Source organism: Methyloglobulus sp. (assembly GCF_046714055.1).
Taxonomy (GTDB): Bacteria; Pseudomonadota; Gammaproteobacteria; order Methylococcales; family Methylomonadaceae; genus Methyloglobulus.
This window is the reverse complement of record NZ_JBKKBJ010000298.1, coordinates 1-8,799: the sequence shown is the minus strand read 5'-3', so window position 1 is coordinate 8,799 and position 8,799 is coordinate 1. Positions and strand designations below refer to the sequence as shown.

The window sequence follows — 8,799 nt, the reverse complement described above, 5'->3', positions numbered from 1 at the left end:
ATCGTAATTTAAACCGCCTTACTGAGAAGACACTGAAAATATTTGAATTATCCGAAAAGATGGTCGTTTTGAGGCCAGTTTTGATTGTTAGGCCCTGTTTATTGAAGGATTTCCCCTTTTTTATGCCACTACAGGCACAGCTTCCCCGTGATTGTCCATCAACCCTCGCTTGGCCGCCTTCGACATCAAATAATCTGGGTTGGCGGGGCGGTTTCATCTAATCAATTCCTCTTGGTTGTTCCGACACTATTATCTCATTGCAGTGCTATCTCTGGGTATGCAAAATCACAGGAAAATGAAGGTATTATTAGAGATGCCCATAAGTAAAACCGATTAACTATTTTAAAAACATAAGGTAATATTAAGTATTTCAACAAACACCTTAACTTACCGTGCTATCGCCACCCAAACTAACTGAACCCGAATGCGTGACGCTCCAAGAACTTGCAGGACACCATCCTTATCCAGGCTTCCGCCGTCGTGCACTGGGTATCCTGGCGCTGGCGAAAGGACACCCATTTGCCTTGGTGGCACAGGTACTTGGCGTCAGCCTGCCTACGCCTTACAACTGGCCCAAGGCTTGGTGCACAAAAGGGCTGATGGGGTTGCTGGGTGGCCATCAAGGCGGCGCACCGGCCAAGCTTACAGCGGAGCTATTGGACACCGCCGAACAAATCGTACGCGCGTCACCGTGTACGCTGGCGCAGATCGACCAAAGGCTACGCGAAATCCACCCCGACGCCCCCGAGTTCAGTCTCGATTGTCTGTCGGCCAACCTGAAAAAGCGTGGATTATCCTTTACCCGGACACGGCTTTCGCTGAAAAAAAACGCTGCCCTGAGCGATTTAAGGCCGCGCAGGAAAACCTGAAACGTTGCCAGACAGCGGCACGGGCAGGAAAGTTGAGCTTGTTTTATCCGGACGGGAGCGGCTTTTCGAATATCCCCAACGTGCAGAGGGCTTGGGCCCCCAAAGGCAAGCCCCATGCGGCGGATGCCAGTGTTGCAAGGCAGCGGGTGAATGTTGTCGGCGCCTTGGGCTATGCCACCGGCAAGGTCTGGCATGACTGGCACGGGCAGACGGTCAAACGGAACGCCGTTGTTGACCTGATCGACCGTATCGCCCAGCGCGAGCAAAGGATGCCGTTGACGTTGGTCGTGTTGGACAATGCCAGGATTCACCATAATTTTGACCCCCAAAAATTGGATGAATGGCTGGTCGGGCATCGGTTGGTTTTGATGCATCTGCCGCCCTACAGCCCCGAACTTAATCCCATTGGGATCGTTTGGAAACAAGCCAAATACCATTGGCGTCGCTTCGTCACATGGTCGAAAGACGGGTTGCTCGAAGAAGTGCAAAAACTCATGATTGGCGTCGGCTCTGATTTTAAAATTGGTTTCTCGTAATTACTTATCTTGATGGTTTATCCATTTAATACGGTAATTTAGTTTAAATATTCTTGTTAAAATCCACTTATAAAATGTATCAAACATATTTACACGGCCTAGACCCAAAAGAGTCTCTCATCCGATATTTCCAAATGGCAGCTTAATCTCACAAAGCGGTCATAAAAATTAACCGATAAATGTTATTTGAAACGGTAAACATACAACACATCCCAAAGAGCTTTTGGCCACTTTTTGGATGATATACAGGAAGGAAAAATCCTTATAGATCACAAAATTAATCCATAGCTCGTTGACTAGAGCAAAGTTATCTGAGATTATAATTGGAAAGTATATAATCATTCGTTTAGGCCGAATCAAAGAACGGAGAGCTCATGGATATTGAAGTTGTTCGAACTTGTGATGAGTTCAGCCAGGAACTATGGATCCTTAAGGAGCTTGGGCAATGCCTTCAACAATTGCGTGATAACCCAATTTACCTCACTTCTATTCCGCATTACTTGTTGAATGCAGCATATAAATTCATCACGCTGGCTCGCGTACAACATCTGGCGGGATTGAGATGTTGGTACCGGTTGATTTTTTTCAATTTTATAGGTCTGTTGCCGAAATTTTATTGACCATCTAAGTTGATAGAAATATTCAGTTATTTCTGATAGTGAACGCCGACCTATTATAGTCAATATGGTCAAAGTTCAACCGGCGTTAACAATCAAAATGCTACTGCCTTCCTTTGGAGTAGCGGGGGAACTGTCGAACTCGCTAGAAAGAGCGAGTGGATGGTACCGGAACACCACCGTACTCATATAAACTTGGGGAGAATAATCATGGGCTCAAATATAAACCAACCCGACGCCATGAGTGGCGATGAGGTCCAGACACGAATCCAGCATATTCTGGTAAAAACCTATATCGCCCTTCCACTGCTGAATAAAATGGAGGAATTGCCCCCCGATTCCGAGTACAACATCATTATCGACGCACACCTCGATTTTCCTGGAGCTCGCCCCGCCGCCCGCAAATGGATCCTCAAGACACTCGTCTATCTTCTCGGCACCGACCTCAAGGACCCTCGGCTCAAGCCAGGCAAGAATGAGGACCAGCCTCATTATGTGTTTGCACGCCTGACCGCAGATGCCATCAAAAAACTCATCGAACTCGATGGCTTGCACAATGATGAACTGATGCAACGGGAACTGGAAGGTCAGACCTCCGAAAAACCAGGGGCGAGATCCGGCGCCAAGATACCCACGAAAACTATTCCACCCGCAAATAAGAAAGGTAAGGCAGAATGGGTTCACCGTGCCGTTTACCAGATTTGGGAAGACTTCCGGGTCTTCCCTCTGATCACCACCTCCATTGCGACCGTCAAGGCCGATGCCGCACGTACGGCTTTCAAGGCGGGCGGCCGGAATATCGTGTGGGCGATAATCGATTCGGGCATCGATGCGGAGCACGCGCACTTTCGGAAAAACGGGAATCTGGAGGGAGACCACGCGCAATGGCACCGGGACTTCACTTCCGACAACCTTTCGAACAGGAATGGGAGCGCCATCAAGGATGAATACGGCCATGGCTCTCATGTGGCCGGAATCATCGCCGGAGAAATCATCGAGCCGAACGCCCCGAAGTCCAAATCGAAGTCAAAGGACAGCCCCTTTCAGAATGAGGACATCCGCGCATACCGACGAATCCTCAGTCCCTCAAGCACGGCTGATCGGCGCGAGGTCACGACGTCGGCTCTGCCCCTGCAAGCTATTTCGGGTATGGCTCCGCAGACCCGCCTCGTCAGCCTGAAGGTGTTGAATGCTGACGGTTCCGGTGAAGTAAGCAGTATCATTTCGGCTCTCAACTGGATTCAGGAAATCAACGGCTACGGCAGGCGTATCCAGATACACGGTGTGAATCTTTCTGTGGGCTATCCCTTTGATGCAGAATGGTTCGCCTGCGGGCAAAGCCAGCTTTGCGTGGAGGTGGATCGGCTGGTTCGCTCCGGCGTCGTGGTCGTCGTGGCAGCTGGCAACCGGGGTTATGGCCAGCTCGCCTCGACCCAACAAGAGGAGAACCGTATGGGTGGGTTGGTGCTGTCCATCAGTGATCCGGGCAATGCCGAACTCGCCGTCACCGTAGGCTCAACCCACCGGGAAATGCCCCATGTCTACGGTGTTTCTTATTTTTCCGGCAAGGGTCCCACCGGCGACGGTCGCTTAAAACCCGACCTCATCGCACCGGGGGAAAAGATCATTTCCTGCGGCGTCGGGAAACTGCTTGAGCAAAACCTACCGGATGACGCAAAGGCTATCGCACCCAACTATATCGAGTTCAGCGGCACCAGCATGGCGGCTCCCCATGTGTCTGGCTGCATCGCCTCGTTTCTCTCAGTGAAACGGGAATTTATCGGGCGACCCGATCGAGTCAAGGAGATTTTTCTAGCGTCTGCGACGGATCTCGGTCGGGAACGTTCATTTCAGGGCGCGGGGCTCGTGGATCTGATGCGCGCCATTCAATACATCTGACAACGAGGAGAACACCCATGGTTTCCATTCCGTTTCCCTATTTCCCAATCAAGTTCGATAAGGATGCAAGAGTCATCGCGCCGGGCGATGCCGATCTCAAAAAACTTTTGCAAGATGCCAACAAAAAGCCTACGGACCTGATCGTAATATCCCACGGCTGGAACAACGACATAGCAGAAGCCGAGGATTTGTATTCCGAGCTGCTCACCAACGCTGGCAACCTCCTCAAGGAAGGAAAGCCGCCGGGCTTGAGCGGTCGCAAGTTCGCCGTGCTAGGCGTTCTCTGGCCGTCGAAGAAGTTCGCCGACAGTGAACTCATTCCCGGCAACGCGGCAGGCACGGGGGATACCATGGACATCAGAGCCTTGAGCAAACAACTCGATTCCATGAAGGGCGGCTTCGATTCGCCCAAGGAAGCTGAAATCTTGGAAGCCTTGAAGGCGCTGCTGCCCAAGTTGAAGAACAGTGACACCGCCTGCGAGGATTTCGTTAAACTGGCACGATCACTGGTCAAGGCAGGCAGCACTGATGCCAGTGACGGAGCGGATCGCTTTTTCAGCGAACAGCCAATTAAAATTTTCAAGAAACTAGAAAGGCCAGTTTCCTTCACTCAGCCCGTATTGTCCGGTAGCACCGTGGGCGCTGCCGCGTTGGGCATCGGCGATTTTTTCAGCGGTATCCAGTCTGCCGCGCGCAACGTGCTGAACCTGACCACCTATTACCAGATGAAGGAGCGGGCGGGTATCGTTGGCAGTACGGCCTTGAACCCAATGCTTAGGATCATCGCCCAGCAGAATCCACAGCTTCGTATTCATCTGGTCGGCCACAGTTTTGGCGGACGGCTGCTTACCGCGACAGCCGCCGGCACCGATGTTACCACCGTTCTGAAGGCACATTCCATGACCCTGCTCCAAGCGGCCTTCTCCCATTACGGGTTCGCGAAGAACTGGGATAAGAAGAACCACGACGGATTTTTCCGGCGGGTGGTCAAAAAGCATGCGATTTTCGGCCCCATCGTCATCACTCACACCGTCAACGACAAGGCCGTTGGCATGGCCTATCCGCTCGCGTCCCTATTGGCAGGCCAGAACGCGGCTGGCCTCGGCGACAAGGACAGCGATTACGGTGGCATCGGACGGAATGGTGCCCAGAAAACACCGGAAGCCGCGAACGGGGACATGGTGCTGGCTGGCGGTAAGTACACCTTCGAGGCGGGCAGGTTGCACAACCTCAATGCCCTGAACAGAGCCGGAGATCTAATCAAGGACCATGGGGATGTCCGCAATCGTGATGTGGCCTATGCGGTTCTCAGTGCTATAGCCACGGCTACAACGTGAGGGAGGTGAAAGGATGAGCTCCATTCCCACATTCAGGAACAATCCTACTCTACTCCGACAGCGAATTCTTTTTTCCGATTTGCCGGAAGGGCAACGGCCTCTGCGTCAACCTGATGCCTTTGCCGTTCGGCTTCCCACCACAGAATGTGTAACGGCTATGATAATTTTAGTAAATTTGGGCTTGCATGCTCTCTTTCATTACGCAGGCGCTAAGCAGCGATAGTTCCTGCCAGAACACAGTGAATGCCTACGTGGTTAGTCGTGTCTTGAATGGTTTGGAACCTTGCAGCACTGGGACAGGTGCCTATTGCAAAGCTAGGCAGAATCTACCGTTGGGGCTGGTTAGCAACCTAGTGAAACAGACGGGACGACTGATCGTAGGGCGCACGCCAAATGCATGGCACTGGCGGGGGCGGCGAGTCAAGCTGGTCGATGGAACGACGGTAACGATGCCCGATACGCCAGAAAACCAAGCGATTTATCCCCAGCAGGGCGAGCAAAAGCCGGGATTGGGCTTTCCAATTGCCCGAATGGTTGGGCTTATTTGTCTAGGAAGTGGTGCCTTATTGGATGCGGCCATGGGGCCGTACAAAGGCAAGGGATCCGGTGAGCATGCGTTATTTCGCCAGTTGCTCGGTACGCTGGAACGGGGGGGACGTGGTGTTGGCTGACCGCTACTATTGTAGTTAGGGGTTGTAAGCCCTAACCCCGGAAATTTTGCAAATCTTTAAATATCAACAGCTTGGTATTTTAAATCAACTTTTCAATAGTGCATCAATTATTGCTGCCGCTCAATCTTGCCAGAAATTCCTGAACCGTTCTGATGCCAATTCTGTGTAACGCGTCGTATGCTGGATATTGCGATGCCCTAGGTAATGCTGGATCGTCCGGGTATCCTGTCCATCGTTGGCAAGTTTGTAACCGGTCGCATGCCGCAGCATGTGCGGGTGAATAGGAAACGGGATGCCCGCCCGTTGGCCAGCCCGGTTCACGATTTTTCTGACTGTATCAGGTGTCAAAGGTGCTTTGCGCTCACTGACGAACACATAAGGGTTCTCCGAATAATCGCGTTGCAACCGACGTAGCGCTCGCAATTCCGGCCCCCGAAGTGGATGCACGGACGGCATCCCATTCTTGCGCCGGGCAATATGCACCAATCCTTGTGAGAGATCCACTTGATCCCAGCGTAACGCCACCAACTCCGACACGCGCAACCCGTGCCGATAGGCAATCAAAATCAACGTGGCATCGCGCAGGCCATGTCTTCCCACATGCGTGGCAGCCTTAATCACTTCGTTGACTTCCTTTTCCGAGAGGTATTCACGGTTTCGGTACTCGGCATTTTTATGCCGAACCGGAACTTTCCGGTTTACGATGGTTGGCTCAGCCTGTTGATCCGGCCTGGAGCCCGCGTGTTTAGCCATTGCGAAATTTTAACTTTCCGGTTTAAGGCTATTATATGGAAAGTTTAGCTTAATTCTACTCATTATTAAACAATGCGTGCCAGTGACAAAAACCTGACTGTCCTTTCCGAGGCTGAACGGGCTGCCTTGTATGGCCTGCCAGACTTCGATGATTTTCAGCGCGCTGAATTTCTTGCCCTGACGGATGAGGCGCGCACCCTTGCCCAGCGGTGCAACGGGCTTCCTGAGCAAATCCTGTGTATGCTGCAAATCGGGTATTTCAAGGCCAAAAAGGCCTTTTTCAAAATCTCGTTGTCAGAGGCGCCGCAAGAGGGTATCGATTACCTTCTTCGGAGCTATTTTCCCAATGAGCAGTTTTTCATGAGGCCAGTTCGACAATCTGAGTATTACGTTCAGTGTAAGGAAATTGCCAATCTCTACGGCTACCGGCTTTGGTCTAAACAATTCTCGTCGCCACTCACTGAGAGAGCCGCCCAACTGGCCTTACACGACGTAACGCCCGCTTTCATCGTAACTGAGCTTATCGCGTTCCTTAATCGCCAGAAAATCGTTCGCCCAGCCTACACTACCCTGCAAGCGATTATCGTCGATGTGCTTGCGTCCGAACGCATGCGCTTTGGCAGGCTAATCGAAGAAGTCCTCGACGATGATGGTAAAACCGCCTTGGAACAGCTGCTCGTGCGCGAGGACACCCTGTCCGCGTTAGCGGCGATCAAACAAGACGCCAAGCATTTCAATTATCGCATGATGGTGTTGGAGCGGCACAAGTATGCCATGCTGAAACCCTTGTACCGTCTAGCAAAGTAAACAATTAATTGAAAATATCTTGGCGGCTGAAACCGGCGAACAAAAAATATATCGGTTAGTAGAAGCCATGAGCAACCCAGATCAATTTGATGAATCTTTTGAGTTATTAGAAGCACTCAAGCGCGGCTTTTGTGACTGGCGGCTTAATGACGACATAACACAAGACACCTAACAGCTGAAAAGCCAATCAACCGCTAACCCTTTGTTGCCGGATCATTTCCAGTTCAATTTTCTTTTCGGAAATTTGCTGCATAAGCTGGCGTTCCAAATCGCCTAGAGGATCGCCACCCATTTCTTTTGCCTCGGTGATAGTCAGCCTTAATTCATACAATTCATTGGCTGTTTGGGCGGCAATTTCTTGTTGGGCTTCATTCAATCGGCGGCGTAATTGGGCAATGCGGCGAATGGTTTTAACCAGACGAGCGGAAACATCCTCACCAGTTATGGCTTCTGGATCATGCCCGAATTCGATAATCAGCTTTTCAATAGTGGCCTTATCGCCTTTCTCATAGGCGACATTGACCATTGCCATGATGGTGGTTCGGCGTTTGCGTTCGGCATCGGTGGTGGCACGATTCGGGTGCATCAGCTTTGCCGCTTGCCGGAAGGCTTGCTTTAATTCCGGTGTTATTTCAGGGGGCGGTGGTTGTTTCTCTGCGAGTCCTGCTTCTTCGGCGGATTTTTGCGCCTGTTGTTCGGCGGCTTCGGCTTGTGTTTGGGCTTCGGTGTTCTCTGGTTCTAGCCCTGCGGCTACCCTGGCGATTTGTGCCACCAAGCGATCCAGTTCCGCAAACAGCCACCCAACGATTTGATAATAATGATGCTGAAACTGGGCAGTTTCTACCTTGAGGGTTTCCAGAGTTTCTTCGGCGGTAACGACCTGATCTTCCAGGTTTGCCAGTTCGCTTTCCAATCTGGCGAGTTCTTGTTCTTCAGGGAGCATTATGTTTCGTCCAATTAATGCCACGTTTGACTAGGTTTCCTTGTGCTACTGCGTGTCCTTATTCGGCGGCCTTGCGATACCAGAATACAGCCTGTTCGTCGTCTTGCTCAACACCGCTTCCGTTCTCGTACATCTTGCCTAAATTGAATTGTGCTCCCGCATTCCCTTGTTCAACCGCCTTGCGATACCAGAACAACGCCTGTTCGTCGTCCTGCTCTACACCACGACCATCGGCGTACATGTAATACCAATCACAGTAAGTTTTCTTATCAATAGTATGGGGTTATAATTCCACTTTAAAGTAAAACCTAAAGATGGGAGGCACCTATCGCCCGACCAAGACGATTACCCGAAGCGCTGCAGGCGT

Annotated in this window: 11 protein-coding genes and 1 pseudogene; 8 read left to right on the top strand and 4 right to left on the bottom strand. The window is 51.3% G+C overall.

All coding sequences use genetic code 11. From position 1 onward, the window contains the following. Window positions 1-217 (bottom strand): hypothetical protein (locus ACLQ6D_RS18150; protein ID WP_411728724.1); only part of this gene is annotated, 217 nt, incomplete at its 3' end. Between the two features lie 211 nt (window positions 218-428). Between ACLQ6D_RS18150 and ACLQ6D_RS18145 the strand changes: the two genes are divergently transcribed. From ACLQ6D_RS18145 to ACLQ6D_RS18120, 6 genes and pseudogenes are all read left to right on the top strand, one after another. Further along, window positions 429-869 (top strand): helix-turn-helix domain-containing protein, encoded by a 441-nt coding sequence (locus tag ACLQ6D_RS18145; protein ID WP_411728723.1) that lies wholly within the window; start codon window positions 429-431, stop codon window positions 867-869. Then, the gene (locus ACLQ6D_RS18140; RefSeq protein WP_411728722.1) at window positions 761-1,405 is read left to right on the top strand and encodes an IS630 family transposase; all 645 of its coding nucleotides are present in this window, start codon (window positions 761-763) and stop codon (window positions 1,403-1,405) included. Before ACLQ6D_RS18145 ends, ACLQ6D_RS18140 begins: the two co-directional genes overlap by 109 nt. Before the next feature lie 374 nt (window positions 1,406-1,779). Next, window positions 1,780-2,025, top strand: coding sequence for a hypothetical protein (locus tag ACLQ6D_RS18135; protein ID WP_411728721.1), 246 nt, complete (start codon window positions 1,780-1,782; stop codon window positions 2,023-2,025). Between the two features lie 207 nt (window positions 2,026-2,232). After that, window positions 2,233-3,921, top strand: coding sequence for a S8 family peptidase (locus ACLQ6D_RS18130; protein WP_411728720.1), 1,689 nt, complete (start codon window positions 2,233-2,235; stop codon window positions 3,919-3,921). A gap of 17 nt (window positions 3,922-3,938) precedes the next feature. Further along, the gene (locus tag ACLQ6D_RS18125) at window positions 3,939-5,258 is read left to right on the top strand and encodes a hypothetical protein (RefSeq protein ID WP_411728719.1); all 1,320 of its coding nucleotides are present in this window, start codon (window positions 3,939-3,941) and stop codon (window positions 5,256-5,258) included. A gap of 194 nt (window positions 5,259-5,452) precedes the next feature. Beyond that, window positions 5,453-5,939, top strand: a pseudogene (locus tag ACLQ6D_RS18120) (IS4 family transposase); the annotation flags it as partial. 110 nt (window positions 5,940-6,049) lie between these two features. Here ACLQ6D_RS18120 and ACLQ6D_RS18115 read toward each other — a convergent pair. After that, on the bottom strand, window positions 6,050-6,682 hold the full coding sequence (locus ACLQ6D_RS18115) for a tyrosine-type recombinase/integrase (protein WP_411728718.1): 633 nt from the start codon (window positions 6,680-6,682) through the stop codon (window positions 6,050-6,052). Window positions 6,683-6,754: 72 nt separating this feature from the next. Here ACLQ6D_RS18115 and ACLQ6D_RS18110 point away from each other — a divergent pair, with 72 nt between their 5' ends. Then, window positions 6,755-7,489, top strand: coding sequence for a DUF4158 domain-containing protein (locus ACLQ6D_RS18110; RefSeq protein ID WP_411728717.1), 735 nt, complete (start codon window positions 6,755-6,757; stop codon window positions 7,487-7,489). A 19-nt stretch (window positions 7,490-7,508) separates the two neighbouring features. Next, complete coding sequence (locus ACLQ6D_RS18105) at window positions 7,509-7,661, top strand: hypothetical protein (protein ID WP_411728716.1); 153 nt, start codon at window positions 7,509-7,511, stop codon at window positions 7,659-7,661. 15 nt (window positions 7,662-7,676) lie between these two features. Here ACLQ6D_RS18105 and ACLQ6D_RS18100 read toward each other — a convergent pair whose 3' ends face one another. Then, on the bottom strand, window positions 7,677-8,432 hold the full coding sequence (locus ACLQ6D_RS18100) for a molecular chaperone DnaJ (RefSeq protein ID WP_411728715.1): 756 nt from the start codon (window positions 8,430-8,432) through the stop codon (window positions 7,677-7,679). A 58-nt stretch (window positions 8,433-8,490) separates the two neighbouring features. Next, the gene (locus tag ACLQ6D_RS18095; protein ID WP_411728714.1) at window positions 8,491-8,673 is read right to left on the bottom strand and encodes a tetratricopeptide repeat protein; all 183 of its coding nucleotides are present in this window, start codon (window positions 8,671-8,673) and stop codon (window positions 8,491-8,493) included. Window positions 8,674-8,799: the final 126 nt, after the last annotated feature.